24 protein-coding genes are annotated in these 26,663 nt (G+C 42.0%); 21 read left to right on the forward strand and 3 right to left on the reverse strand.

Annotated features, from left to right (window positions below):
• Window positions 1-19: 19 nt before the first annotated feature.
• Window positions 20-1,921: a YgiQ family radical SAM protein gene (locus tag AC1ECB_RS09320; RefSeq protein ID WP_485668436.1), complete on the forward strand. Its 1,902-nt coding sequence runs from the start codon at window positions 20-22 to the stop codon at window positions 1,919-1,921.
• Here the strand turns inward: AC1ECB_RS09320 and AC1ECB_RS09325 are convergent.
• Complete coding sequence (locus AC1ECB_RS09325; RefSeq protein WP_485668437.1) at window positions 1,918-2,310, reverse strand: hypothetical protein; 393 nt, start codon at window positions 2,308-2,310, stop codon at window positions 1,918-1,920. The two genes, AC1ECB_RS09320 and AC1ECB_RS09325, sit on opposite strands and share 4 nt — an antisense overlap.
• 170 nt (window positions 2,311-2,480) lie before the next feature.
• Here AC1ECB_RS09325 and AC1ECB_RS09330 point away from each other — a divergent pair, with 170 nt between their 5' ends.
• The 20 genes from AC1ECB_RS09330 (at window position 2,481) to hfq (ending at window position 24,265) form a co-directional block, all read left to right on the forward strand.
• Window positions 2,481-3,512: an ABC transporter substrate-binding protein gene (locus AC1ECB_RS09330; RefSeq protein ID WP_485668438.1), complete on the forward strand. Its 1,032-nt coding sequence runs from the start codon at window positions 2,481-2,483 to the stop codon at window positions 3,510-3,512.
• Window positions 3,513-3,573: 61 nt separating this feature from the next.
• Window positions 3,574-4,902 carry a 30S ribosomal protein S12 methylthiotransferase RimO gene (gene rimO, locus AC1ECB_RS09335; RefSeq protein ID WP_485668439.1) on the forward strand — a complete coding sequence of 443 codons (1,329 nt, stop codon included), beginning with the start codon at window positions 3,574-3,576 and terminating at the stop codon, window positions 4,900-4,902.
• 141 nt (window positions 4,903-5,043) lie between these two features.
• Complete coding sequence (locus tag AC1ECB_RS09340) at window positions 5,044-6,291, forward strand: competence/damage-inducible protein A (RefSeq protein WP_485668440.1); 1,248 nt, start codon at window positions 5,044-5,046, stop codon at window positions 6,289-6,291.
• 13 nt (window positions 6,292-6,304) lie between these two features.
• The gene (locus tag AC1ECB_RS09345; RefSeq protein ID WP_485669308.1) at window positions 6,305-7,879 is read left to right on the forward strand and encodes a DEAD/DEAH box helicase; all 1,575 of its coding nucleotides are present in this window, start codon (window positions 6,305-6,307) and stop codon (window positions 7,877-7,879) included.
• Window positions 7,880-8,016: 137 nt separating this feature from the next.
• Window positions 8,017-9,075 carry a recombinase RecA gene (gene recA / locus AC1ECB_RS09350; RefSeq protein WP_485669309.1) on the forward strand — a complete coding sequence of 353 codons (1,059 nt, stop codon included), beginning with the start codon at window positions 8,017-8,019 and terminating at the stop codon, window positions 9,073-9,075.
• Window positions 9,075-9,512, forward strand: a complete 438-nt coding sequence (locus tag AC1ECB_RS09355) for a regulatory protein RecX (RefSeq protein WP_485668441.1) — start codon at window positions 9,075-9,077, stop codon at window positions 9,510-9,512. Before recA ends, AC1ECB_RS09355 begins: the two co-directional genes overlap by 1 nt.
• Window positions 9,513-9,683: 171 nt before the next feature.
• On the forward strand, window positions 9,684-11,228 hold the full coding sequence (gene rny, locus AC1ECB_RS09360; RefSeq protein WP_485668442.1) for a ribonuclease Y: 1,545 nt from the start codon (window positions 9,684-9,686) through the stop codon (window positions 11,226-11,228).
• A 167-nt stretch (window positions 11,229-11,395) separates the two neighbouring features.
• Window positions 11,396-11,917 carry a hypothetical protein gene (locus AC1ECB_RS09365; RefSeq protein ID WP_485668443.1) on the forward strand — a complete coding sequence of 174 codons (522 nt, stop codon included), beginning with the start codon at window positions 11,396-11,398 and terminating at the stop codon, window positions 11,915-11,917.
• A 129-nt stretch (window positions 11,918-12,046) separates the two neighbouring features.
• On the forward strand, window positions 12,047-12,307 hold the full coding sequence (locus tag AC1ECB_RS09370) for a stage V sporulation protein S (RefSeq protein ID WP_021170652.1): 261 nt from the start codon (window positions 12,047-12,049) through the stop codon (window positions 12,305-12,307).
• 110 nt (window positions 12,308-12,417) lie between these two features.
• Window positions 12,418-13,917 (forward strand): leucyl aminopeptidase, encoded by a 1,500-nt coding sequence (locus AC1ECB_RS09375; protein WP_485668444.1) that lies wholly within the window; start codon window positions 12,418-12,420, stop codon window positions 13,915-13,917.
• Window positions 13,914-14,741, forward strand: a complete 828-nt coding sequence (locus AC1ECB_RS09380) for a PHP domain-containing protein (RefSeq protein ID WP_485668445.1) — start codon at window positions 13,914-13,916, stop codon at window positions 14,739-14,741. Before AC1ECB_RS09375 ends, AC1ECB_RS09380 begins: the two co-directional genes overlap by 4 nt.
• A gap of 64 nt (window positions 14,742-14,805) precedes the next feature.
• Complete coding sequence (locus AC1ECB_RS09385) at window positions 14,806-15,633, forward strand: Asp23/Gls24 family envelope stress response protein (RefSeq protein ID WP_485668446.1); 828 nt, start codon at window positions 14,806-14,808, stop codon at window positions 15,631-15,633.
• Window positions 15,634-15,650: 17 nt separating this feature from the next.
• Window positions 15,651-16,007 carry a sulfite exporter TauE/SafE family protein gene (locus AC1ECB_RS09390; RefSeq protein WP_485668447.1) on the forward strand — a complete coding sequence of 119 codons (357 nt, stop codon included), beginning with the start codon at window positions 15,651-15,653 and terminating at the stop codon, window positions 16,005-16,007.
• Window positions 16,004-16,372, forward strand: a complete 369-nt coding sequence (locus AC1ECB_RS09395; RefSeq protein ID WP_485668448.1) for a sulfite exporter TauE/SafE family protein — start codon at window positions 16,004-16,006, stop codon at window positions 16,370-16,372. The genes AC1ECB_RS09390 and AC1ECB_RS09395 overlap by 4 nt, the downstream gene beginning before the upstream one ends.
• Window positions 16,373-16,413: 41 nt before the next feature.
• On the forward strand, window positions 16,414-17,754 hold the full coding sequence (gene miaB / locus AC1ECB_RS09400; protein ID WP_485668449.1) for a tRNA (N6-isopentenyl adenosine(37)-C2)-methylthiotransferase MiaB: 1,341 nt from the start codon (window positions 16,414-16,416) through the stop codon (window positions 17,752-17,754).
• A gap of 21 nt (window positions 17,755-17,775) precedes the next feature.
• Window positions 17,776-20,385 carry a DNA mismatch repair protein MutS gene (gene mutS, locus AC1ECB_RS09405; RefSeq protein ID WP_485668450.1) on the forward strand — a complete coding sequence of 870 codons (2,610 nt, stop codon included), beginning with the start codon at window positions 17,776-17,778 and terminating at the stop codon, window positions 20,383-20,385.
• Window positions 20,382-22,205 carry a DNA mismatch repair endonuclease MutL gene (mutL, locus tag AC1ECB_RS09410; RefSeq protein ID WP_485668451.1) on the forward strand — a complete coding sequence of 608 codons (1,824 nt, stop codon included), beginning with the start codon at window positions 20,382-20,384 and terminating at the stop codon, window positions 22,203-22,205. The genes mutS and mutL overlap by 4 nt, the downstream gene beginning before the upstream one ends.
• An 11-nt stretch (window positions 22,206-22,216) precedes the next feature.
• Window positions 22,217-23,029, forward strand: coding sequence for a class I SAM-dependent methyltransferase (locus AC1ECB_RS09415; protein ID WP_485668452.1), 813 nt, complete (start codon window positions 22,217-22,219; stop codon window positions 23,027-23,029).
• A complete protein-coding gene (gene miaA, locus AC1ECB_RS09420; RefSeq protein WP_485668453.1) occupies window positions 23,026-23,961 on the forward strand; it encodes a tRNA (adenosine(37)-N6)-dimethylallyltransferase MiaA in 936 nt (311 codons plus the stop codon). Before AC1ECB_RS09415 ends, miaA begins: the two co-directional genes overlap by 4 nt.
• A 40-nt stretch (window positions 23,962-24,001) precedes the next feature.
• The gene (gene hfq, locus AC1ECB_RS09425; protein ID WP_021170641.1) at window positions 24,002-24,265 is read left to right on the forward strand and encodes an RNA chaperone Hfq; all 264 of its coding nucleotides are present in this window, start codon (window positions 24,002-24,004) and stop codon (window positions 24,263-24,265) included.
• 757 nt (window positions 24,266-25,022) lie between these two features.
• Here the strand turns inward: hfq and AC1ECB_RS09430 are convergent.
• Window positions 25,023-25,346 carry a hypothetical protein gene (locus AC1ECB_RS09430; RefSeq protein ID WP_485664417.1) on the reverse strand — a complete coding sequence of 108 codons (324 nt, stop codon included), beginning with the start codon at window positions 25,344-25,346 and terminating at the stop codon, window positions 25,023-25,025.
• Window positions 25,347-25,380: 34 nt separating this feature from the next.
• Window positions 25,381-26,546 (reverse strand): IS3 family transposase gene (locus AC1ECB_RS09435; protein WP_485669255.1). Its coding sequence is split into 2 segments (ribosomal slippage): window positions 25,381-26,273 and window positions 26,273-26,546, totalling 1,167 coding nucleotides; the frame shifts between segments, so codons are not numbered across the junction.
• Window positions 26,547-26,663: the final 117 nt, after the last annotated feature.

Consider the following 26,663-nt stretch of genomic DNA (forward strand, 5'->3'; position numbering starts at 1 on the left):
ATGAGGTAAATCTAGCAGCATGACAGATTTTTTACCAATGACCAAGCAAGATATGGCTAAACGTGGCTGGGAACAGTTGGACTTTCTTTTTATCAGTGGTGATGCTTATGTTGACCATCCCAGCTTTGGTCCGGCGATTATTTGTAGGTTGCTGGAAAAATACGGGTATAAGGTTGGAATAATTGCTCAGCCAAATTGGCGTTCAACTTCTGATTTTAAACGTTTAGGCAAACCGCGACTGGGTATATTGGTTTCGGCAGGCAACCTTGATTCTATGCTCAATAAATTTACCGCCGCTAAAAAATACCGCAGTACAGATAACTATTCGCCCGGTGGCCAGGCTGGACTTAGGCCGGAACGGGCGACAATTGTTTATTGTAACAGAATAAGGGAGATTTGGAAACATACCCCGCTTATTATTGGCGGTATTGAGGCCAGTTTAAGACGATTTGCTCATTATGATTACTGGTCAGATAGCGTACGACGATCGATTCTGATTGATAGTAGAGCAGATCTGTTAATTTATGGTATGGGCGAAAGTCAGATTAAAGAGTTAGCCGCACAATTATCGACTGGTATAAATATCAAAGATATTCGAGATATACCTGGAACCTGTTATCCTGCAGAATCAATAGAGCATCTGTGGGACTATATCGAAACACCGAGTTATCAGGCTGTTACTGCAAATAAGGTGCAATTTGCAAAAGCTTTTAAAACCCAATACTTAGAGCAGGATGCTATTCGGGGAAAAACGATAGCTCAGGGGCATGGTGAACACTATGTAGTGCAAAATCCACCAGCAATGCCGCTTTCCACCACAGAAATGGATGAAATATATGATTTACCTTATCAGCGGACATATCATCCTTCTTATAGTGCAGCTGGTGGTGTTCCGGCTATCCAGGAGGTAAAGTTTAGTATCGTTAGCCATCGCGGCTGTTATGGTAGTTGCTCTTTTTGTGCTTTATATGCCCATCAGGGGAGAATGATCCAAAGTCGCAGTCAGGAATCAATACTCCGGGAAGCTGCCCAAATCGTTCAGTTACCGGATTTTAAAGGCTATATCCATGATGTCGGCGGTCCTACTGCGAACTTTCGTCAGCGTGCCTGTGAGCAGCAAGCAGATCGAGGAACCTGTCGTGGCAAACAGTGCCTGTTCCCCACTGCCTGCAAGAATTTAAACACCAGCCATCGCGACTATTTAGAATTACTTAGGGCAATTCGACAAATTCCAGGAATAAAAAAAGTCTTTGTCCGGTCAGGTTTGCGTTATGACTATCTGTTGGCTGCCAATGATATGGGATTTTTACGAGAATTATGCGAGCACCATGTCAGTGGGCAGCTAAAGGTTGCTCCTGAACATGTTTCGCCTAAAGTTACAGACTTAATGGGTAAATCTGGTAAAAACATCTATCTGAAATTTAAAAAAGCATTTGAACAAATTAATATCGACTTAGGGAAGAAACAGTACTTAGTACCCTACTTTATGTCTAGCCATCCGGGAGCCGGCCTAAAAGAGGCTATTGAATTGGCTGAATTTCTGCGTGATACCAGTTATCGCCCGGAACAAGTACAGGATTTTATTCCCACTCCGGGAAGCTTATCAACCTGTATGTACTATACAGAAATTCACCCGTTAACCGGAGAAAAAGTCTATGTTGCCAAAACCCCCCATGACAAAGGGTTGCAGCGAGCATTGCTACAATACCGCGATCCCAAAAACTACAATTTGGTTTATGAAGCACTTAATAAAGCAGGTCGACAGGATTTAATCGGTTATGAACCAAAATGTTTAATTCGGCCGCCCCGCAACAAACAGCCTATTACCAGCGTAAGCAAAGGGGAATCGCTAAATAAGTCCCGAAGATTACATTCTTCCCGCAGCAAAGAAACCAAAAAGAAGTCTAGATTCAAAATCTAGGCTTCTTTTTGGTTCATACCAAATGCACGCCGGCAGTCATTTGATAAAAGGTAAATGGCAATTAACCCATGGGGGACAAGTGTCATAATACCCATTGTTAGGCTATAACCAAATAGGATTACCAGGCCAATTATTACAAATAATATGGACAATCCCAACTCAAATAAGCGGGCCCAACGCTTAAGCCGCAATAATCCAAAAGCCGGGATAGCATAAAGTAACACTGCAACAAACGAATTAAAGACAGCAGTAGGGTTATTATTTACCAGTCCATCGTAGATGCCAAATACATAACCAATAGCAATAAGCAGCAAAAAAAATATGACAATAATCAAACGTGCGGTCAAATCTGGATGGAAAAAAGATAAGAATGAAGGCTTTTGTGTCAAAAAAACAACTCCTTTCTTTTTTTATTTTATCATAATTCGCCGTTTTTTAAAATGCTATCTTCTGCATAGAAGGGATTAGGACTTGCATAAAGAACTAATAAAAGTTATAGTATATATGTTTGCCTTAGTTGTTAATGCTAGTAACCAGATCAATCATATGGAGGTAATGTATGAAACGCTATCTGCCATTAGTAGTAATGGCTATTTTTGTAGCACTAGTAATTACGGCTACTACTTACCTTATCGGTTATGCAGGTAAACAAAATAACAGCAGTTTACCGACGATTAATGTTTATACGACCTTGCCTGTTGAGCAGGTAGCCGTGTTAGCTCAGGAATACGAGCGGGTCGCAAAGGTCCGGGTTACGATTACACCGCTTACGGAAAAGGATTTGTTTAGTAGGCTGGTCGAAGAAGCAGGAGAACGGCAAGCAGATCTTATTCTTGCTAACCGCAAAACATTAAAACAGGCACGAAACAATGCTCTGCTGATACCTTACCAATCTGAATATACAGATATAGTACCAAATAGATTTCAAGATACTGATGGTTATTGGGTAGGTATTTGGTATGATCCGATAATTTTTGCAGTCAATCAGGATTATTTAAATTCAACCAAGAAAAAACCGGCAAAATGGTCTGACTTGCCGGCAGATTCTAAACAGAGGTTGGGTTTGACTGACTTTCTGGCAGCCGATGCTGCCGCTAATCTTTTATATACGCTGGTTGCGGCTAACGGCGAGCAACCAACCTTAGACTTGTTAAAAAAAATCCATCCACAGGTTGTGCAGTATGCCAAATTTTTAGCAACGCCGGCGCGAATGGCCAGCATGGCAGAGGTTGACCTGGCTATAGCTGTGCATAGTGAAGCTATGCGTTATGTTAAAGATGGTTTTCCTGTACAAATAATCTATCCTGAAGATGGAACTGCGTTTTTATTGACGGGGGCAGGCCTGGTTAGGAGCGCTGCCCATACGGTTGAGGCACAGCAGTTTATTGATTGGCTCACTCAAGCGGAAGCACTCGCATGTATGGCAGAACATAAATTTTATTTTATGCCGACAAACCCAGGAACACCAATGTATCGGGAATATGCCGCTAAAAATATAAAGCTCCTGGACCATCATGATATGTATTCTCCCCAGCAGCAGCGGAAAATATTGGATAAATGGGTACAACAAGCTCGTTTGGGGATACATTGAGACTTAGATTCAAGTGGGATTATAGAATAATTTGGTCATCAGATACAAGGAGGAGCACGTAATGCTTACAGCAGGATTTATTAGTCTGGGATGTGCCAAAAACCTCGTAGATACCGAGGTAATGTTGGGCATTTTAGCGGATAATAATATACATATTACCGATAATCCCCAGGAAGCTGAACTATTAATTATTAATACCTGCGGTTTTATCGATTCTGCTAAAGAGGAATCGATCTCAACCATTATGCAGATGGCTGAGTATAAACAAACTGGTAAATGCCGGGGGGTTATTGTTGCCGGTTGCTTAGGACAGCGTTATCAGCAGGAATTATTAGACGAATTACCGGAAATATCCGCCATTGTTGGTACAGGTGCATGGCATCGAATTATGGAAGCTGTTAATGCAGTACTGGCAGATGAACGGGTTTTGCTTATTGGTGAAACAGACACACTGTATGATGATACTATGCGGCGAATTACTACTACTCCGGCATATAGTGCTTATGTAAAGATTGCAGAAGGATGCAGCAACTGCTGTTCCTATTGTGTAATTCCTCTGGTGCGGGGAAAATACCGTAGTCGCCCAATAGAATCAATTGTAAATGAAGTGAAAAATCTTACTGAGCGGGGAGTAAAAGAAATCAACCTTATAGCTCAGGATACTACAAGTTATGGGCGTGACCGTTATGATAAGCCCCAATTAACGAATCTGCTTAGCGAACTGGTTAAAATTGAAGGTGTTTTTTGGATTAGATTGCTATATTGCTATCCTAAATATTTTAACGAAGAACTTATTGAACTTATTGCTAATGAACCGAAGATTTGCAACTACATTGATTTGCCACTACAACATGCTGATGACAAGATTCTGTCGGCGATGAATCGCCGTGACACACGATCTGATATTGAAAACTTACTGAAGAAAATTCGCACTGTTATTCCCGGCGTGGTCATTCGTACTTCATTTATTGTTGGTTTTCCAGGTGAGACAGATAAACATTTTGAGTCATTGAAGAACTTTATGTTGGAGCAAAAGTTTGAGCGAGTAGGTATATTTACCTATTCTCAGGAAGAGGACACGCCTGCTGGCATTATGGAGAATCAAGTGCCTGATAGTGTCAAAGAGGAGCGCTTCCATGAACTAATGTCTTTACAATGCCGCGTTTCTGAAGAGTTGAACCGTGATATGGAGGGGAAAATGCTGACAGTATTGATTGAGGGACATAACCAGGATCAGCCTAGTGTGGCATTTGGCAGATCTTACCGGGAAGCGCCTGATGTCGATGGCTGTGTTTATGTTGAAAACGCTATAGGTTTGTTGCCGGGAGAACTTGTACAGGCAGAAGTCGTACAGGGCTTCACATATGATTTAGTGGCCGAAAAAAAGTAAGAGCAGCTGCATAATAGTATAATGCAAGCTTAAAAATAGTAGAGGCACTTAGGCTCTGCTATTTTTTGTTAAAGTTCAATGATAAAAAGGAATTACCAATTTACAGCGCGAATGAATTAATGTTGGGAGGGAATGAGCTATATGATTATTGAATTAGTAAACACTGGAACAGAACTTCTTTTGGGGCAAATCGTGAATACAAATGCACCGTTTTTAGCAGCTCGGTTAAACGAGCTAGGTTTCAGTGTATTATATCAAACTACAGTCGGTGACAACCGTGAAAGAATGAAAAGTGTTTTAAAAACAGCTTTAGAACGGGCCAACATCGTTATTACAAGTGGCGGTTTAGGGCCTACACAAGGAGACATAACGAAAGAAGTAACTGCTTCACTACTCAATAAACCAATGTATTTGCATGAAGCCAGTGCTGAGCGAATACAACGTTTCTTTACCGAACACCGTTTATGTATGACAGATAACAATTTGCGTCAGGCTATGATGCCGGAAGGCGCACAAATTATTGAAAATACTTGTGGTACAGCACCAGGGGTTATTGTAGAACAAGAGACAACAGGAAAAGTAATTATAAATTTGCCAGGTCCACCGCATGAATTAGCGGCAATGTTTGAGAAATCGATCATTACCTATCTTACGAAGCGATTTGGAGTTCAAGGCGCAATTGTGTCGAGAGTTCTCCGGACATATGGACTGGGAGAATCTGCATTAGAAGAAAGAATCAAGCAGTATATTTCAGCCCAATCGAATCCGACATTGGCTTTGTTAGCCCGAAATGGTGAAATTCATGTACGGATCACGGCGCGGGCAGCCAGTGAAACTGAGTCAGTACAGTTGATTAACGAACTTGAAGGACAAATTCAGCCGTTATTAAACGAATATATTTTTGGCATTGATGAAGAAACTATGGAAAAGTCTGTAGGTAGCTTGCTTTTAGCCAAAAAATTAACAATAGCATTAGCGGAATCTTGTACCGGTGGGCTTGTTACCAGCCGTATTACCGATGTTCCTGGTAGTTCACAGTATCTATTAGGTTCAATAGTATGTTACAGTAATACTGTCAAAATGCGCTATGTCGGTGTCCCTGAAGAAATAATTGCATCTAAGGGTGCTGTAAGTCAAGAGACAGCTGAATGTATGGCTCAAGGTATTAGGGAAAGATTTCAAACAAGTATCGGCGTTGGTATTACGGGTATTGCTGGTCCGGACGGAGCAACTGAAAATAAGCCTGTAGGCCTTGTCTATATTGCTATTGATGGTTCGGCAGGAACAGTGTGTTATGAGCATTACTTTAATGGAACACGCATGGATATAAAACACCGGACTGCTTTAGCTGCCCTTAATCATGTAAGGCATTATTTGCTTAATATATAGGAGGTTTTTTATGTTGAAAGATACAGTAACTTTATTTGGTACTATTTCGTTAAGTAAAAAAACAGCGGCAGCTATAACTGAAATGGGTTTTGAAGAACCTTCACCGATTCAAAACCAAACGATTCCGCTGGTATTGGCAGGAAACGATGTTTTGGGACAGGCACAAACCGGTACTGGAAAAACTGCTGCTTTCGGTATACCCATTATGGAACGGATAACTGAGCTCAAACAAATTCAGGCTCTAGTATTAACGCCTACCAGAGAACTGGCTATCCAGGTATCAGAAGAATTAGGGAAAATCGGAAAATTTAAGCGGATAAAGACATTACCGATTTATGGTGGTCAGGCTATAGACCGGCAGATTAGAACTCTCAAATCAGGTGTGCAAGTAGTTGTAGGAACTCCAGGACGACTCTTAGATCATATTCGCAGAAATACCATCAAACTAGACAATGTAAAAATGCTGATTCTTGATGAAGCAGATGAGATGCTGGATATGGGTTTTGTTGATGATCTCGAAAGTATCCTGCAGCATGTTCCTGCTGAACGGCAAACGCTGCTATTTTCGGCTACTATGCCAACAGAAATAATGGTTTTAGCCAATAAGTATATGAAGGATAGAGTAACGGTAACGATTAGTAAAGAACAATTGACAGTACCGCTTACCGATCAAATATATTATGAAACCCGTGATAAGCTTGACGGTTTATGCCGGGTACTTGATTCGGAGACAGTTGGCAGAGTAATTATTTTTTGTCGAACCAAAAAAGGTGTTGATGACTTAGTTGCTTCTCTGTCGGCACGCGGCTATATTTCAGACGCTTTGCATGGCGATCTTAGCCAGGCACAGCGTGACCGGGTTATGAAAAAATTCCGGGATGGTAAATTAGATATACTTATTGCTACAGATGTAGCTGCACGTGGATTGGATATTGACGATATAACTCATGTTATCAACTATGATATCCCGCAAGATCCCGAGTCCTATGTTCATCGAATTGGCCGTACCGGACGGGCCGGGAAAAAAGGAGTAGCGATTACATTTATTCAGCCGCGCGAATACAGGCAACTAAAACTTATTGAGAAAGAAGTAAAAACACGGATATTACGGCGGCAGCTGCCATCGCCGGCAGATATCCTTGAGCGTCAAACTGAGGTTATTAAGAATCAACTTACACAGACCATTGCCAGAGGCAGTTTTGATGCATACAGTGGCATCGTTGCCGATTTAGCGGCAGACTATGATCCAATTGATCTTGCCGCGGCAGCGCTAAAACTTTTTCAGGAAGGTTATAAAGAACAAGCTGTTATTGAAAAAGCTCAGTTTGGTAATACTGGTGCCGAACCAGGCATGGTACGGCTGTTTATTAATGCCGGGCGAGCTCAAAGAATTCAGCCCCAGGATATTGTTCGTACTATTGCGGAAGAGGCAGATATTGAAGGCAGCATTATTGGTGTCATAAATATTTATGACAAATTTACATTTGTAGAAGTTCCGGAAAGTGTTGCTGAACGGGTATTATCGGTCATGAATAAGAACACGATCAAAGGCTATCGCATTAATATTGAGCCGGCAAAAGGACGCTAAAATAGAGGAAAATTATAGACTTAACCGCGATATTGTCATTGACAAAACGAACAAACGTTTGTATAATGTGCTTAGAGTTGTCGGGGGAGGTTTATAGTACTATGGATAAGGCCAAAGATTTTGAAAAGAATCTGGAAATGGATAAAGTTAAAGCGCTTGAAAATGCCATGCGTCAAATAGAAAAAGATTTTGGCAAAGGTGCAATAATGAAGCTTGGCGAAGCCGCTGCTAAAATGAATATTGAGGTTATTCCCACAGGGTCGTTGCCGCTTGATATTGCTCTTGGGGTCGGCGGAGTGCCGCGGGGACGGGTTATTGAGATATTTGGGCCAGAATCATCAGGGAAAACGACAGTAGCGTTGCACGTTATTGCTCAGGCTCAAAAAATGGACGGAATTGCTGCCTTTATCGATGCCGAACATGCACTTGATCCTTCTTATGCCAAAAAACTGGGTGTTGATATTGATAATCTTTTAATATCGCAGCCTGATAATGGTGAACAAGCGCTGGAGATTACGGAAGCACTTGTGCGCAGTGCGGCTATTGATGTCGTTGTTATTGACTCGGTAGCAGCCTTGGTGCCTAAAAATGAGATTGACGGTGATATGGGTGATTCCCATGTCGGTCTGCATGCCCGTCTAATGTCCCAGGCGCTTCGTAAACTAACAGGTGTTATTAGTAAATCACGAACCACTGTTATTTTTATTAATCAAATCCGCGAAAAAGTGGGAGTTATGTTTGGTAATCCGGAGACAACTACTGGTGGCAGGGCTCTGAAATTCTATGCTTCAATTCGTTTGGATGTTCGCAAAGCAGAGACTTTGAAACAGGGAAATGATGTCGTAGGCAGCCGGACCAAGGTTAAGGTTGTTAAAAATAAAGTGGCACCGCCATTTAAACTGGCGGAATTTGATATAATGTATGGCGAAGGTATTTCCCGCGAAGGGAGTATCGTTGATATGGGTGTTAATCTTGAGATCATAAATAAAAGCGGTGCCTGGTTTTCTTATAATGGACAACGGCTGGGGCAAGGCAGAGAAAATGTTAAAGAGTATTTTAAAGAAAACCCGGGCATTGCTGACGAAATTGAGCAAAAGGTCCGCGAAAATTTACTTGCCGGCGATACCAAGCTTGATAAGGTAGTTAGTGTTGGCGATGAGCCGTTTGAGGATAATGATGAGGGTTTCGAAGCCTAATGAATAAGAATGTATCTGAAGCTGCTGTTAAGCTTTTAAAAATTAGAACCTACAGCCAACAGGAATTGGAACAAAAGCTTCTAAAACAAGGCTATGATGAAGTGGCGGTCGGCGAGGCTATTGAATATGTCACAAAGCGCGGTTATCTGAATGATGCCGCGCTTTGTGATATGCTTGTAGAGCGGTATGCGGAAAGCAACAAATATAGTTTGAAAGAAACCTATCTCAGACTGCGGCGCAGAGGTCTACCAACTACTTTGATTAATGAAAAATTAGCAGACTGGGATAGTAATTTGGAATACCAGGCAGCAATAAAAATTCTGCACAGTAAGGAGACTCAGGATTTACATAAAATAATTCGCCGTTTGTCTGCAAAAGGCTTTAAAGCGGCAACTATCAGCAAAGTTTTAGCGCATCTAAGGGATATGGCTCCTTGACACACATTTGAAAAACATTTACAATAAAATTATCCAATCGTGTAGTCAAACTAAATCTATTTAGACAATCTTTTAGGAGAGCTTGGATGCTTTACAAAGCAAACGAAAAGCTACTTGTAAAAGCCGAGTATAACTCGGCTTTACCCTTAATATCAGTATGGAAAAAAGGAGGTGGAATATATACTAGAGATTATTATTACCGCAATTTTAGTCGGACTGTTGGGTGCTGCCGGAGGCTATTGGATACGTAAAAATATTGCCGAGGCCAAAATCGCTTCTGCTGAAACTGCAGCCAAAAGAATCTTAGAAGATGCTGAGAAGGCCGGCGAATCTAAGAAAAAAGAAGCGTTGGTTGAAGCAAAAGAAGAAATTCACAAGCAAAGAAGTGAGCTCGAACGGGAGATTAAAGAACGTCGTACAGAACTTCAGCGGCTAGAGCGTCGTTTGGTGCAAAAAGAGGAAAACCTTGACCGAAAAATTGACTCCCTTGAAAAGAAGGAGGAAATCCTTAGTCGTAAAGAGATTGAGGTAGATAGAAGTCAAGAAAAAATTAGTGAACTCTATGCCCAGCAACTAACTGAACTTGAAAGACTATCTGGATTGACATCCGCAGATGCCCGTACATTACTGCTTGCAAATGTTGAAGAAGAAATCAAGCATGAGACAGCAATGCTCATCAAGGATCTGGAGCAACAGGCCAAAGAAGAAGCGGAAAAGAAAGCTAAAGAAATTATATCCTTAGCTATTCAGCGCTGTGCAGCTGATCATGTTGCCGAAACTACGGTATCTGTAGTTTCTTTACCTAATGATGAAATGAAAGGTCGGATTATTGGTCGTGAGGGCCGTAATATTCGAACCTTGGAAACACTCACTGGTATTGATCTGATTATTGATGATACGCCTGAAGCAGTCATTTTATCAGGATTTGATCCTGTCCGGCGCGAGGTTGCTAGAATCGCACTGGAAAAACTAATCGTTGATGGCCGCATTCATCCTGCACGCATTGAAGAAATGGTTGAGAAAGCTCAAAAAGAAGTTGAACAGAAAATTAAGGAAGCAGGCGAACAAGCTACCTTTGATACAGGAGTTCATGGTTTGCATCCAGAACTGATAAAACTTCTCGGAAGGTTAAAATTCCGTACCAGCTATGGTCAAAATGTACTCAAGCATTCCATTGAAGTATCACATTTGGCGGGAGTTATGGCAAGTGAACTTGGCGTCGATGTAATGTTAGCCAAGCGCGCAGGTCTGCTCCATGATATTGGTAAGGCTGTAGATCACGAAGTTGAGGGACCTCATGTAACCATTGGAGCTGATTTGGCGAAGAAATATCGTGAAGCAGCCGAGGTTATTAATGCAATTGGTGCACATCATGGTGATGAAGAACCAAAAACTGTCCAAGCCGTACTTGTAGCAGCTGCTGATGCCGTATCTGCTGCGCGGCCGGGAGCGCGCAGAGAAACGTTAGAAAGCTATCTTAAGCGATTAACACGATTGGAAGAAATCGCTGAATCATTTGATGGTGTGGAAAAATCATTCGCTATTCAGGCAGGTCGCGAAATTCGCATTATGGTTAAGCCTGATAAAATTGATGATTTGACGTCTGTTCGTTTAGTACGGGATATTGTAAAGAAGATCGAAAGTGAACTTGAATATCCAGGTCAAATAAAAGTTACAGTAATTCGTGAAACACGTGCTGTTGATTATGCTAAATAGATATTAAACAGTTATTTAAAACGGCTTTACCTTTAGGTAAAGCCGTTTTTTAGATTATTTCCCAACAAATTAAAAGCAGGATTTAATTATCTTCTAGAGAATACTTAATTCAGAAACTTTTGTAAGTAAAGCTTATATTGTATAATTTTATTGGATGGTGAAACTATATGCCTGAAATTTCCCAAACAGATCAGCAAGTTTCTGATGGTGCAAATTTAATAATATCTATGTTAGTGCGTTATCCTGAGATTGGCACTATTAATTTTAATCCAGAAGCAAACTCATTAAAGCTTACTTTTATGATTTCCGGTATTCCTGCTGCTGGAGACTTTGAAAGCACTAAGCAGCTAATTATTAATAGTATTGCGGCTTATCATATGCTTGAAGGTATTACTACTATTAGTGTTGCTATCGAATTAAGTTCCTATGAACAGGTGGCAATGGTAACTATTATTCGCGATGTACAGACCTTGACACGAGGAGAAATCAACCTGACAATTAAAATTCTTCGAGAACGTTTTAGTGAGCGTTTAGTTGCTGATCATAATGATGCTATGTTAGAGGAAGACCTTCTATTTCAGGAAGAAGTAATTGAAGACATGTTGGAAAATATGCGTAAACAATATAATGATCATCATAACCTTATTGGGATTCGTGAAGATGGACGTGTTTTTGTGTTTAATAAATAAACATAAGATGAATTATTTGAAATAATTAGATTTTTTTTATGTGAAAAAAGGAATTTTTTCCCGTATAACGAATATATCTAATTTATAGAACTAATAAATGTTTTTTTATCAAAGGAGGCACATATAAACATGGACGTCTTGAAAGTATCAGCAAAATCTAATCCTAATTCTGTAGCAGGGGCTTTGGCCGGAGTGCTGAGAGAACGTGGCGGTGCCGAGATGCAGGCAATCGGTGCAGGAGCACTTAACCAAGCTGTTAAGGCAGTTGCGATTGCTCGAGGGTTTGTAGCACCACATGGTGTAGATTTAATATGTATTCCAGCCTTCACAGATATTCTTATTGATGGCGAAGAGAGAACAGCTATCAAGCTAATCATTGAACCGCGATAACAATAGATAATGCTCGAAACCTGTTCACCGTGAACAGGTTTTAGTGTTTTTAATAAGTAATTTGTGGCATAATATACTAGTATTATCGATATCAAATTAGGGAGGGAAAAATGAATATTGAAGTTGTATCTGGCCCAATAACTGAAATACTATGTGATACAGTCATTGTTAGCTTATTTGAAGGAGTAATGACTCCCGGTGGGGCAACAGGAACCGTAGACAAAGCATTAAATTCACATATAAGTGAAATAATCCGTGATATGCTAGACTGTGGTAAATACGGGGAAACTATGGTTATACATACATTTGGTGCTATTGGTGCTAAACGTATTCTTCTTCTTGGTATGGGTAAAGAGAATGAAATCACGGTAGACAAAGTACGGGCCCTGATGGCTGTAGCTATGCGGACAGCTAAAAAAATGCAGTCTCAAACTGTAGCAACCATCATCCATAGTGCCAGTGACAAGCTGGAAGCTTGCCGGACAGCACAAGCTGTTGTTGAAGGTGCCGTAATGGGTGTGTACCAGTTTACGTACTATAAAACAGACAAAAATGATAATCCTGGTACTAAAAGGTTGCTACTTATTGAAAATGATCCAGCAAAGGCGGATGCAATTACCACAGGGATTAAGGCTGGTCAAATCATTGCCGAAAGCGTAAACTTTGCCAGGGATTTAATCAACCATCCTGCTCAGTACATGACGCCAGTGAAGATGGCCTGGCATGCCGGGGAGATCGCAGAGCAGTACGGTTTTGAGCTTACTGTCCTTGAAAAAGAAGATATGCGGCAAAAAGGTATGGGTGCATTACTGGCTGTAGCGCAAGGCAGTATTGAACCACCGAAACTAATTGCCTTAAAATATCAGGGAGATCCGGTTAGCCAGGAAATAGTAGCTTTTGTTGGTAAAGGTATTACCTTTGACAGCGGTGGCATATCAATTAAGCCTGGTCAAAAGATGGATGAGATGAAGGGTGATATGGCGGGGGGAGCTGCCGTATTAGGAGCTATGATGGCTCTTGGACAACTAAAACCCAAAGTAAATATTTTAGCCGTTGTACCATGTGCAGAAAACATGCCTTCAGGTAGTGCATTCAGGCCCGGGGATATCCTGACTTCCATGAGCGGTAAAACAATTGAGGTGTTGAATACTGATGCCGAAGGACGGTTAATTTTAGCAGATGCTGTTACCTATGCTAAGAAGCTTGGTGCTACCAAAATAATTGATATAGCAACTCTGACAGGAGCCTGTGTTGTTGGTCTTGGAACTGTTTATTCCGGTGTTATTAGTAACAACAGACAGTGGTGTCAGACTATTATTGACGCCAGTCAGCAAAGCGGGGAAAAACTATGGGAATTGCCTAATGATGCAGAGTATCTTGAGCAAATAAAAAGTTCTATTGCCGATCTTAAAAATACCGGCGGCAGGCCGGGGGGAGTTATTACAGCTGGTTTGTTTATTGGACAATTTGCCGATAAAACGCCTTGGGTGCATGTCGATATTGCCGGAACAGCTGATACCGATAAAGATAAAGGCTATAATCGCAAGGGCGGTACAGGGGTAGGAGTTCGTACCCTAATCCAATTGGCGACTACGTTAAGCAAGTCATGATTGCAGATCTTCATATTCATACTACCGCTTCTGACGGGCGGTTATCACCGCTGGAAGTAGTTCAGCAAGCCGAACTTGCCGGTCTTAACTATATAGCTATTACTGACCATGATACGGTTGCTGCTTATGCGGATTTAACAGGATATTTGCATACTGCAGCCTCGAAGCTGGCAATTATTCCTGGAATAGAATTTAGCACTGACCTGCCGCACCATGAAGTACATATTTTGGGATATGGCATTGATATTAATAATGTGAAATTACGCGATCAACTGGAAATTATCCGTAATGCCCGGTTAAAGCGGTCACAAATGATAGTAGATAAGCTGAGTAAATTGGGCTATTCGATCAATTATAATCAGGTACTGGATATGACTGGTCAAACGCGGGCAGTAGGGAGACCGCATATTGCTCAGGTACTTGTTGAAGCCGGCTATTTTAAAACGATACCGGAAGCATTTGAACAAGTATTAACCAAAAACTCTCCCGCCTATGTTCCCCATTACAAACTAACTCCAGAACAAGTCATCAGACTTATAGAGCAATCTGGAGGCATTGCAATATTGGCTCATCCTGGCCTGGTGGGTGACGATAATTTAGTACTTGATTTGATTAGAGCCGGTATTCGTGGGCTGGAGGTTTATCATCCGAAACATGATCAGACAGCGGCTAATAAATATTTAGCTATTGCTAATAAATATAATTTAAAAATAACCGGTGGTTCCGATTTCCATGGTATTCCTGGCCGGTATCCTGAAAAATTAGGAAATTTCACTGTTTCTGCTAAACTTGTTGATTTTTGTCAATGTAATACTTTTACTTGACAACACCTGCAAAGGTGTTTATTTTTATGCTATACCCTATTACTATTTTATCAGGAGGCTGCCTATGGACACCATCGCTTTGGTCGGTCCAAGTGGAACGGGCAAAAGCCATCGGGCGTTAATCGTAGCACATGAGTATGATGTTGATACAATTATTGACGACGGGCTGTTAATTATGGACAGTAAAATTATTGCAGGTCATTCGGCCAAAAAAGAACCTAGCAAAATAAAAGCTGTAAAACGTGCCATATTTATGGAACCTGACCATGCTAACGAAGTTAGAGATGCTATCGCCAGAGTAATGCCTAAACGTATCTTACTACTTGGTACTTCCAAAAATATGGTAGAAAAGATTGTTGATGTGTTAGGGTTACCAGCAATTAGTAAAATAATCCGGATTGAAGATATTGCTACCAAAGGCGAAATTGCCAAAGCAAAAGAGAGTAGGCTCAAAGAAGGAAAACATATTATTCCTGTACCAACTATTGAACTTAAACCACATTTTTCCGGTTATCTGATTGATTCGCTTGATGTTTTTTTCAAAAAACCTCGTTCCAAGCAACGACGTAAACTGGGTGAAAAATCAATTGTCCGGCCAACTTTTAGCTACTATGGAAAACTGCTTATTTCAGATGCAGCGATAGCTGCCGTTGTTGACTATATTGCTATCAGTGAGGGTGTTATTACCAAGACTGGGCAAATAAATATAAAAAACTCCCATGACAGAGAAAAGGGAATTTCAATTTCACTTGATGTAATTATAAAATATGGGCAGCCTATTTGGCAGGTAGTACATGATGCCCAAGTACGTATAAAACAAATGGTTGAATATATGACAGGTATGATGGTTAGAGAAGTAAATATTGCAGTTAAACGGCTAAGCATTGAATAAGAGTAAGGGGTTTAATTATGACTGAACGATTGAAATTTGCCGGTGCCGGATTTGTAGTCGGTGTACTTAGCGGTTTACTTGGAGTTGGTGGCGGTATTTTTCTTGTGCCAATTATGGTGACTTATTTCAACATTACCCAGCATATTGCTCAGGCTACATCGATGGCAATAGTTATTCCTACAGCATTAATTAGCAGTATTATCTATGGTTTTCATGGCAATACTGATGTATTTTTGGCTCTGAATTTAATCATAGGCAGCACTCTGGGGGCCGGTATCGGTGCACGGATAATGAAAAGAATTCCGCCCATTCGCTTAAAACAGCTTTTTGCTGCTTTGTTGATTGTTGTTGGCATAAGGATGGTACTAACATGACTATGATATTGATAATTTTTGTCTTAGGACTTACTGCTGGTGTTTTAAGTGGAATTTTGGGTATTGGCGGCGGAGTAGTGTTAGTACCGATGATGGTTTTACTATTAGGGATAGCTCAGCATACGGCACAGGGAATATCAATGCTAGTTATCATACCTACATCAATTGTAAGTGTATGGTATTTTTATAAAGAAAGACTTATCAATTATCAAGCGGCAGTTTATATGGCAGGAGGAGCTGCTTTGGGGGCTTTAATCAGTGCTAATTTTGTTCAAGCGGTGCCGGCAAACGAGCTTAAACGGATTTTTGGTATTTTTGTTATCCTTTTAGGTTTTAGAATGATTTGGGCAACACGTAAAAAATAGTACAAATTATAGATAACTTTGCCATTGGAGCTGATACATAGATGGATTTGGACCAGAAAGACTTAGGTCATAAACTTTTTTATACGATCACCTTCGGGTGTCAGATGAATCTCAACGACTCAGAAAGGTTAGCTGGCCAATTGCGAACAATTGGTTATGAAGCTACAGAAAATATTGATCAGGCTGATGTAATTTTGCTAAATACTTGTTGTGTCCGGGAAAGTGCGGAAAAGAAGATTTACGGCAAGATTGGGGAGATGAAAAGACTAAAGTCAGTCAATCCCAATATAATTATCGGCGTTGTTGGCTGTATGGCGCAAAAGGATAAAGATAAAATAGTAAAGAAGTTCCCTCATGTTAGTCTGGTTATGGGAACACATAATACGCATCAACTGGTAGAACTCATTTCCCAGATAGAAACAAGCGGGGAAAAGGTTGTATCGGTATGGGATCAGGCTGAACGTTTGGTCCCTGATGTCCCAACTGTCCATAAAAGTCAGATATCGGCCTGGGTACCAATTATGTATGGCTGCAACAATTTTTGCACCTATTGTATAGTTCCCTATGTCAGAGGCCGTGAACGCAGCCGCCCAATGGAAAATATAATAGCCGAAATCCGGCAGTTAGGAGCAGAGGGCTTTAAAGAAATAACCCTGCTTGGTCAAAACGTAAATTCCTATGGCAAAGATCTTGATACACAGATCGATTTTGCCGATTTACTGCAAGCAACTGATCAAATTGAAACCATAGCCCGTATTCGTTATATGACATCCCATCCGCGGGATATGAATACTAAGCTGATTGACATTATCAAAAACAGTAACAGAATTTGTGAGCACTTTCATCTTCCCGTGCAATCCGGTAGTAATTCTATTCTGAAACAGATGAATCGCGGCTATACTACCGAGTATTATCGTCAGCTTGTTACTCATATTCGTAAGTCCATTCCTGGCGCCAGTATAACAACCGACTTAATTGTGGGTTTTCCTGGGGAGACGGAGGAGCAGTTTCTCGAAACGCTTGATTTTATCAAAAGTGTCAGGTATGATGTAGCCTATACTTTTTTATATTCGCCGCGCTCAGGGACACCGGCAGCCCAATATGAGGGCCAACTGCCACTGGCAGTCAAAAAAGCGCGTCTTAATCAGCTGATGGCTGTGCAAAATGAGATAAGCTTAGAAATAAACAAACAGCTGACAGGGACTATTATTGAGGTATTGGTTGAAGGTGCAAGTAAAAATGATGCGATGAAATTAATGGGGCGAACTCGTACCAATAAGATTGTATTATGGGAGAAAACGGGTACCGAGAAGATTGGTGATTTAGTAAATATACAAATTGACAAAGCCCAAACTTGGGTTTTAAAGGGGCGCTTGCTCTAATAGCAGAGGAGAATTTACAGTATGACAACAAATTATACTCCGATGCTGGAACAGTATCGGGAGGTAAAGAGTAACCTTAGCAGTGAAATACTGTTTTTTCGTTTAGGCGATTTTTACGAAATGTTTTTTGAAGATGCGGAGCTAGCTGCGCGTGAACTGGAGATTACATTAACATCCCGCGAGGGGGGCAATAACAAAAGGGTCCCGATGTGCGGTATACCCTACCATGCGGCTGATAATTATATCGCTAAATTAATTAATAAAGGATATAAAGTAGCTATTTGTGAACAGGTTGAAGATCCCAAACAAGCAAAAGGGATTGTGCGCAGAGAAGTCGTTAAGATTATTACACCCGGGACGATTCTGTCTGAGTCCAGTCTGCCTGATAAGGCCAATAATTATTTGGCACTGTTATACGAAGAAGATGATGAATTATGTTTGGCCGCAACAGATATATCAACAGGTGAATGCTTATGGGCCATATTTTCAGGCAGTTCGCGGACAAATACTGTTTGTGATCAACTGTATCGTCTGCTGCCGGCAGAATTAGTGCTGGTAGGTAAATTAGATGGAATCACAGCTATAACAAATTTCGTATCACAAAGAGTGTCTGCTTGTGCAGTTACTACCCTGTCAAATGCAGACCTTACGGTAGCTGCACAGTTACCGCATAATCATTTTGCGGAAGAAGAGCTTCCCGCAAATCCTGCGGCACAAGCGGCCGTAAGCTATCTGCTGTATTATTTGCACTATAATTTAAAAAGCCATCTCTCCCATCTTAACAAACTGACAAGAATCAATACGCAGGAGTATTTAGTACTAGATGCTTCCACCTTGCGCAATCTTGAAATCACCCGGAATATGCGTGATGGTGGGCGTAAAGACACCCTGCTGTCAGTAATTGATTTTACAAAAACAGCAATGGGCAGCAGGCTGCTTAAAAAGTGGTTGGAGTTTCCCTTATTAAACCCGGTTACGATTACTAAACGTCAGGACGCTATTGCCGATTTGTTAGATAAACGGGTAGTGCGTGAGCCGTTAAAAGAGCTTCTTGGTAATATTTATGATTTTGAGCGCATTCTAACCCGGATTGAGGTAGGCAGTGCTAATGCCCGTGATCTAACGGCGCTAAAAACTTCACTGTCAGTGCTGCCTGAGATAAAGCTAACGCTGCAAGAATGTCAGTCGCAGCTGCTTACCGATATTGGTATGGCTATTAAAACGCACGTCGATGTAACTACTATGATTGACAATGCAATCGCTGATAATCCGCCATTTACTATTCGTGAAGGCGGTATTATCAGAACAGGTTATGACTTAGAACTTGATGAGCTTAGAAGTATTGCCCGCGATAGTAAACAATGGATCCATGATCTGGAACTGCGTGAACGCGAAACTACGGGCATCAAGTCGCTTAAAATAGGGTATAACAGGGTTTTTGGCTATTACATTGAGATAACCCATGCCAATACGGGGGCGGTACCGCCAAACTATGTCCGCAAACAGACCCTTGTTAATGCGGAACGGTATATTACGCCTGAACTGAAGGAGTTTGAGACCAAAGTACTTGGCGCTCAGGAAAAAATTGTAAATATTGAATACCAACTATTTTCTGTAATCAGAGACTATATAAAAGAACGTATTGGTGAAATCCAGCAGACTGCCTTGCATGTTGCCCAGTTAGATGTCATTATTTCTCTAAGTGAAGCTGCAGCCCGCTTTAATTATATTCGGCCTAAGCTTAACCAAACCAGGGATATTATTATAAAAGATGGCCGGCATCCGGTAGTTGAGCGCCTCTTGCACGGTGAAATGTTTGTGCCTAATGATACAGAACTCAATCACCGTGACAGTGAAATATTGATTATTACCGGCCCAAACATGGCTGGCAAGTCTACTTACATGAGACAAGTGGCACTGCTCACAATTATGGCCCAGATGGGCAGTTTTATTCCGGTAAGAGAAGCATCCATTTGCCCTGTTGACCGGATTTTTACCAGAGTCGGTGCCAGTGATGATCTGGCTACAGGACAAAGCACGTTTATGGTTGAAATGACTGAGACTGCCCAAATTGTGAAATATGCTACAGCCAATAGCCTAATTATCTTAGATGAAATTGGTCGTGGAACAAGTACTTTTGATGGTATGAGTATTGCCCGGGCAGTTGTTGAGTATATCAAGGATAAAGTGAAAGCGAAAACTTTATTTGCTACTCATTATCATGAACTAACAGAGTTGGCTGATACCAGCAAAGTAATAAAAAATTACTCGGTAGCGGTAAAAGAACGGGGTAATGAGATTGTATTTTTGCGCCGCATAATACCAGGTGGTGCTGATAAGAGCTATGGTATTCATGTTGCTCAGCTTGCCGGACTGCCGAAGCGAATTATTGAAAAGGCTCAGCAGACCTTACATGAATTGGAACAAGGTAAGCTGTCTGCAATACCTATGCCGCTGCCTGCTAATGGACGATGCAACGAGCCTGCTGCCGTCACTACGGTTTCTTTGTTTAACTCATGCATTGCGGATGAATTACTAGCTCTTGATATTATGACCCTGACTCCCTTAGAGGCGCTTAATATCTTATTTCGGCTGCAAACGCAGGCCAGAGAGGAAAACGGAAGCATATGAGCCAGCAAGTAATTCATATCTTAGATGAGAATACAGCCAATAAGATTGCTGCCGGCGAAGTTGTTGAACGCCCGGCAGCGGTTATTAAAGAACTTGTTGAAAACGCAATCGACGCCGGCAGCAAGAACATTGAAATTGAAATTGCCGAAGGTGGAATAAAATCCATCCGGGTCACTGATGATGGCCAGGGGATGAGTCATGAAGATGCTCAACTTGCTGTAAAACGCCACGCTACCAGCAAAATTCGTACTGCTGAAGATTTAGCAGCAATTCAATCCCTGGGGTTTCGCGGCGAAGCCTTGCCAAGCATTGCTGCTGTGTCTAAATTTACACTGACCTCCCGCTTGCAGGCAGAAACATTGGCAACCTATGTAGAGATTAATGGAGGGATAATTGCCGATATCCGGGAAGCCGGGGCAGGGTGTGGCACAACCATAACAGTAACTGATTTATTTTTTAATACGCCGGCTCGCCGCAAGTTTTTAAAAACACCACCTGCCGAAAGTGGTCATATTAGCGATATTGTCACAAAGTTGTCGCTGTCTCATCCACAAATCGCTTTTAAACTAATCAGTAATGGGCGTTTGACATTCTCCACCGGTGGTAATGGACGCTTGCTTGATACAATTGCCGATATCTATGGGCATAAGGTTACCCCGGAACTTTTACCGGTAGAATACAGTAACGAGGGTATTAGGGTATCAGGCTATGTAGCCAAGCCGGTTTTGCTTAAAAGCAGTCGTCAATGGCAGACATTTATGGTCAATCAGCGGGTGGTAAATAGCAGGATGCTGGCAAAAGCGTTAGACAATGCCTACTTTTCCTTATTGCCGAAAAACGGGCATCCCTTAGCGATACTTGATATCCAAATTGCCGCTGAAGCAGTTGATGTTAATGTTCATCCGCAGAAAAAAGAAGTTAAATTCAGTGATGATCAAAGGATTTACCGGGCAGTATATAAAGCTGTTTCTGCTAGTCTAACTGCGCCGGTGTCCCACATGCAAGCAGCGGCAACTGTGCAGCCAGGGCCGTCAGCGCCAATAAGTCCACGATTTCCAGCTAGTACCGGCAAAGACAGGTATAGTAATACGCATAAATATATTTTCGCCAATAAATCTGAAGAATCTGCAGCTCAGTCGTGGACGCCAGCATTATGGCGTGAAGAAGATACTTCTTTGGCCGAGGTCAGACAGACTATACAGCAAGAGGACCAGTTGCGGGAATGTAGTGAAGCTATCGCCGCAGAGTCTGACTGTCCCTTGTATCCTTTGGGGCAGATTGAGACTTGCTATATTGTAGCACAAGGCCAGGATGGCCTCTATATCATTGACCAGCATGCGGCCCATGAACGAATACTCTATGACCGCATGAGCCGCTCCACAGGGCGTGTACCGGCACAACAGTTATTAGTAGCTCAGTATCTGGAATTTACCAAAGATGATTGCAACATCATTACCGGAAATCAGGATACCTTGTATCAACTGGGTTTTACTCTCGAACAAGTTGGCCCTGACACCATGAGACTACTAGAGCTGCCTGTGGATATTCCCCTGGCTGATGCAGAAGCAGTGCTGCGGCAAGTGTTGCAGCTAGTTACCGATATGCACCAGCCTACGGCTCAGGAATTGCGTCACGCCTATTTGCAAATGGCAGCCTGCCGTAGTGCCATTAAGGCGGGTGAGACGCTTACCATGCGGCAAATACAGGCTTTACTAAGTGAACTTTATACAACTGACCTGCCCTACACTTGTCCACATGGTCGTCCGACTATCATACGATTTGGTCCAGATGAGCTGGCAAAATTGTTTAAGCGTACATAGGTGATGAGTATATGAACTTAATTGTAACCACTGCCCAACATACTCTGCCAGGTATCACCCAACAAGCAAAAGAGATAGCCGACAAACTAGCAGTGCCGTTTGTGCCGCGCAACCATTATTCGTTAGCTGCCCTCAAGGAAAAATATGAGCTAAATGAGCTTATCGTAGTTACTACTACCGGGCCAATCGTACATACCCCTGCGGGGGAGTACTTTTTTCACTTAAGCATGGCTGAACTACGCATAAAAAACCTACTAAATGGAAATCATGACCATATGGTGACTGCAATGGGCCTTATGCCGGGTATGTCAGTTCTTGACTGTACCTTAGGACTCGCGACAGATGCCATTGTTGCCAGTTTTGTGACCGGTGAAAAGGGTATGATTGTTGGCTTTGAAAGTTCACCGGTAATTTCATTGATAACCAGCTATGGTCTACAAAACTTTACGCTTGCATCCGAACCTGCTATTACAAAAGCTTTGCGACGAGTGAAGGTGGAAAATGCCGACTACAGTGATCAACTAGCAGCTTTGCCTGATAACAGTTTTGACATCGTTTATTTTGATCCCATGTTTCGTGAGCCTATTTTAAAAAGCTCGAATGTAAATCCCATTAGGACTTTGGCAAATACGCAGCCAGTTACACCGGAAGCGATTAGCCAGGCTTGCCGGGTGGCAAAACAGAAGGTTGTGGTCAAAGAAGCTGCCGGCAGTAGTGAATTTGCCCGACTGGGAATGAATCGAGCAGTTGGCGGCAAATATAGCAGTATTAATTATGGTATTATTGAATGCAAGCCGAAAATGACCGGCGGGGGCCCACTATGAACCGTCTAATTGTAATTATTGGTCCTACTGCTGTAGGCAAGACTAAAATAAGCATCGATTTAGCTAAAAAGCTTGATACCCAAATTATCTCCGGTGATTCCATGCTCGTATATCGGGGAATGGATATTGGTACTGCCAAACCAGATATGAGGGAACGCGAGGGTATTGTTCATCATCTTATTGATATCCTGGAACCGGATCAAGAATTTAATGTAGTTGATTTTCAACAATATGCGCAAAAACTCATTATCCAAATAAATAACGACAACCGCATTCCGATTCTGGCAGGTGGTACTGGTCTTTATGTGCGTGCGCTGCTTGAGGGCTATCAGTTCAACCAGGCACCGGGTGATGAAAAGCTGCGCCAAAAACTAACTGAGTTGGCAAAGCAATATGGTAATCAATACCTGCATGATCTTTTGCAGCAAGTTCAGCCGCTTACGGCCGCTAGACTGCATCCTAATGATCAGCGCCGGATAATCAGAGCCCTTGAAGTATATTACCTAAGCGGTGAAACTATTTCCCGCGAAAAAACAGCAACAAATGAATTGCTGTTTGATGCTGTGGTGATTGGCCTTACTATGGAACGTGCTGCCTTATATGAAAGGATTAATCGCCGGGTTGATCAGATGATCGAACAGGGCTTAGTTGATGAAGTGGCAGGGCTCTTGCAGCAGGGTGTACCACCAAGCTGCCAGGCAATGCAGGGGATTGGCTATAAAGAAATTGTTGAGTACCTGCTCACAGATCAGGATTTGATAACCGCTACTGACCAATTAAAACAGGCTACCCGTAATTTTGCTAAGCGTCAATTGACCTTTTATCGGCGGATGCCTTATATAACATGGTATAATGTAGATAACTTTGAGGAGTACAATAATCTATTGGAAACAATTTACAATGGTATTGCAGGAAAGTTTGGTGTAAGGTAAAATAGAAAAAAGAGAAGAACATAATACGGAGGGGTTTCATTTGACGAACAATAAAGTCATTAATCTGCAAGACAGTTTTTTAAATCAAGTACGAAAAGAAAATATGCCTGTAATTATATATTTGGTTAATGGATTCCAATTACGCGGGGCTGTAAGGGGATTTGACAATTTTACTGTAATTATTGAAAATGACGGTAAACAGCAGTTGGTTTACAAACATGCTATTTCAACCATAACCCCATTTCGCCCGATAGCGGCCAATATGCATGAGAAGAAAGATGAGGTTGTTAAAGCCGATAAATAAGAAATGTCTTGCCGTACTCCCGGTTGGGGTGGTAGAGGACATACGTTCAAGTCGTGTTGATTTGACCAATACATATCTAAATAAATCAAGACTCCGTGAATGCACACGGAGTCTTGATTTTTGCCCTTTACTCCTTGCCTCCCTTGCAAAAGGGAGGTGCCAGCGCACTGGCGGAGGGATTCGATTTTGCTTTTTCTTGTGAGAGGGATTTTACTTTTGGCATTGCCCCAAAAGTAACAAAAAGTCTAGGCCCCACGCCTCCAAAAGCTGAAAAGCCGGGCGATATTCCTAAAATCCATAAACTCGCTACGCTCAAACAGTACGGATTTTTTAACGGAATACCACCCGGCTTTTCTCCTACGGAACGCTTTTTCCGGCAAAGGCCGAGGGGTTACGAGTTACGGGAGTTGCCGGGGTACCACCTTATGGGGGGCACAATTTCTTTAAGGCCTCCATGACTCCAAAACTTATACTTTTTTTATACTAAAATAAACCCGGTGCAATGGCCGGGCTGGTTACTTAACTGCTTTTAATTTATCCACTTCAACTTCCTGTCTAAAGAGCCGGTCATTCAACTGAGCCACGCCCCCATTATCAAAAAAAGCCCATAAATAAAGAAGCCGTCCCGAAAAGGACAGGGGGACGGAGGAACCGTCTTGAACTTAAGATGCTACCACCGTCCCTCTGTCCTGGGGCGTCCCCCGCAAAATAGACAGGAAAAACCCAAGAATTTCTCAATATCTCAAAGCCATGCTCATTATTTCAACAAAGTCACTAACTTTTTTCGTATCGACGCGATAATTTTCCTGATTTCGCTACGACTCATCCCGGCTAAATCGAGATCAAATTCTATGTCGTCTACGAATATGTCGCCCATGGCCCAAATGTCCGACTTCTTTATCGTCCAACCTTTGATAAACTTGTGCTTGGGAGGCGATCCGGCCTGACGATAAGATTCAAGTAGCTTGAAATCAAACGCCGTATCGGTTTTGAGCTTGCGTTTTATTGTTCGTATAAACATGATAACAACCTCTTGTGAAATATAGTCACTACAGCCGATGTTTATAGTCACTACAATCATCAGTCTCTACATTCGCAATGTTTTGCACAATTGCCTACGCCGCCAAGGCGATTGAATAATATTCTTCCGGAGTTAGATAGCCGTTGGTTTCATGCAAGCGCTGTCGGTTGTAAAATATTTCAACATATTCAAAGACGGCAGCTCTTGCCTCATCTCTTGTCTTAAACCGATGCTCATTGAGCCATTCGTATTTCATTTTCCCCCAGAATGACTCCATTGGCGCGTTGTCCCAGCAGTTTCCCTTCCGCGACATACTGCAAGTGAACTTATATCTTTTCAGCAGCTTTTGGTAGTCGTGGGAGCAGTACTGGCTGCCTCGATCCGAATGAAGTAATACGTTTTCTGGCCGGCCCACCCGAAAATAAGCGCTCTTCAAAGCGTTTATCACTAGTTCTTTCGTCATTCTATCCCCCATAGATAAGCCTACTATCTTCTGTCCGCAAAGATCCATTATTCCAGCAACATATAGCCAACCTTCCTCAGTCCATACATAGGTAATATCGCTTACCATCTTCTGATTAGGTTTTTCTGCTGTGAACTCACGATTTAAGAGGTTTTCAGCTACCGGCAGGGTATGGTTAGAATTCGTAGTGGCCTTAAACTTCCTGGCTACTTTCGAGCGGATTCCTTCTTGTTTCATGATTCGTTCGACCCGCTTATGGTTTACATGATTGCCGAGTCGTCGTAGTTCCCGGGTCATCTTCCGGCTGCCACAGGTCCGATTCTTTCTTTCATGAATTTCTTTGATTTTTTCAGCTAATGCTTGATTTTCAAGCGTTCTATTGCTTGCCGGGCGTTTTTCCCATGCGTAATAAGCGCTTCTTGCAACAAAGAGCACTTCACATAGCTTCGCTACCCGATATTCATGGCGGTGTTCTGCGATAAACTCGAACCTTTTTACTTGAGGTTCTTGGCGAAGTACTGCGCCGCCTTTTTTAAAATCTCATTTTCCTCCCGCAGCTCACGAATTTCTCGTTCCAGCTTACGCATCTTTTCATCATCGTCGCTGAGCTTGCCGCTGCCGGGAAAAGGATTTACCGGTTTTTCACGGTGCCGCTTTATCCATCCGTGCATCGTATTTTCATTAACCCCAAGATCAGCAGCCACTTTAGCGACCGATTCACCCGTCTGCTCCAATCGTCGAATTGCTTCCATCTTATATTCTGCGCTGTACTTCTTAGCTTGCTTCATCTTTTCTATCCCCTCTCTGATATCAGTATACTATGTGTTTCTACTGTCCATCAAACGGGGTACGCGGCAAAAGGTCTAGGCCCCACGCCTCCAAAAGCTGAAAAGCCGGGCGATATTCCTAAAATC

Source organism: Sporomusa sp. 246TCP1 (assembly GCF_057319775.1).

What these genes read in the sequence shown, in the direction of transcription:
- AC1ECB_RS09320 (WP_485668436.1), top strand. Translation starts at nt 20, where the DNA reads ATGACAGATTTTTTACCAATGACCAAGCAAGATATGGCTAAACGTGGC.
- AC1ECB_RS09330 (WP_485668438.1), top strand. Translation starts at nt 2,481, where the DNA reads ATGAAACGCTATCTGCCATTAGTAGTAATGGCTATTTTTGTAGCACTA.
- rimO (WP_485668439.1), top strand. Translation starts at nt 3,574, where the DNA reads ATGCTTACAGCAGGATTTATTAGTCTGGGATGTGCCAAAAACCTCGTA.
- AC1ECB_RS09340 (WP_485668440.1), top strand. Translation starts at nt 5,044, where the DNA reads ATGATTATTGAATTAGTAAACACTGGAACAGAACTTCTTTTGGGGCAA.
- recA (WP_485669309.1), top strand. Translation starts at nt 8,017, where the DNA reads ATGGATAAAGTTAAAGCGCTTGAAAATGCCATGCGTCAAATAGAAAAA.
- AC1ECB_RS09355 (WP_485668441.1), top strand. Translation starts at nt 9,075, where the DNA reads ATGAATAAGAATGTATCTGAAGCTGCTGTTAAGCTTTTAAAAATTAGA.
- AC1ECB_RS09365 (WP_485668443.1), top strand. Translation starts at nt 11,396, where the DNA reads ATGCCTGAAATTTCCCAAACAGATCAGCAAGTTTCTGATGGTGCAAAT.
- AC1ECB_RS09370 (WP_021170652.1), top strand. Translation starts at nt 12,047, where the DNA reads ATGGACGTCTTGAAAGTATCAGCAAAATCTAATCCTAATTCTGTAGCA.
- AC1ECB_RS09375 (WP_485668444.1), top strand. Translation starts at nt 12,418, where the DNA reads ATGAATATTGAAGTTGTATCTGGCCCAATAACTGAAATACTATGTGAT.
- AC1ECB_RS09380 (WP_485668445.1), top strand. Translation starts at nt 13,914, where the DNA reads ATGATTGCAGATCTTCATATTCATACTACCGCTTCTGACGGGCGGTTA.
- AC1ECB_RS09385 (WP_485668446.1), top strand. Translation starts at nt 14,806, where the DNA reads ATGGACACCATCGCTTTGGTCGGTCCAAGTGGAACGGGCAAAAGCCAT.
- AC1ECB_RS09390 (WP_485668447.1), top strand. Translation starts at nt 15,651, where the DNA reads ATGACTGAACGATTGAAATTTGCCGGTGCCGGATTTGTAGTCGGTGTA.
- AC1ECB_RS09395 (WP_485668448.1), top strand. Translation starts at nt 16,004, where the DNA reads ATGACTATGATATTGATAATTTTTGTCTTAGGACTTACTGCTGGTGTT.
- miaB (WP_485668449.1), top strand. Translation starts at nt 16,414, where the DNA reads ATGGATTTGGACCAGAAAGACTTAGGTCATAAACTTTTTTATACGATC.
- mutS (WP_485668450.1), top strand. Translation starts at nt 17,776, where the DNA reads ATGACAACAAATTATACTCCGATGCTGGAACAGTATCGGGAGGTAAAG.
- mutL (WP_485668451.1), top strand. Translation starts at nt 20,382, where the DNA reads ATGAGCCAGCAAGTAATTCATATCTTAGATGAGAATACAGCCAATAAG.
- AC1ECB_RS09415 (WP_485668452.1), top strand. Translation starts at nt 22,217, where the DNA reads ATGAACTTAATTGTAACCACTGCCCAACATACTCTGCCAGGTATCACC.
- miaA (WP_485668453.1), top strand. Translation starts at nt 23,026, where the DNA reads ATGAACCGTCTAATTGTAATTATTGGTCCTACTGCTGTAGGCAAGACT.
- AC1ECB_RS09430 (WP_485664417.1), bottom strand. Translation starts at nt 25,346, where the DNA reads ATGATTGTAGTGACTATAAACATCGGCTGTAGTGACTATATTTCACAA.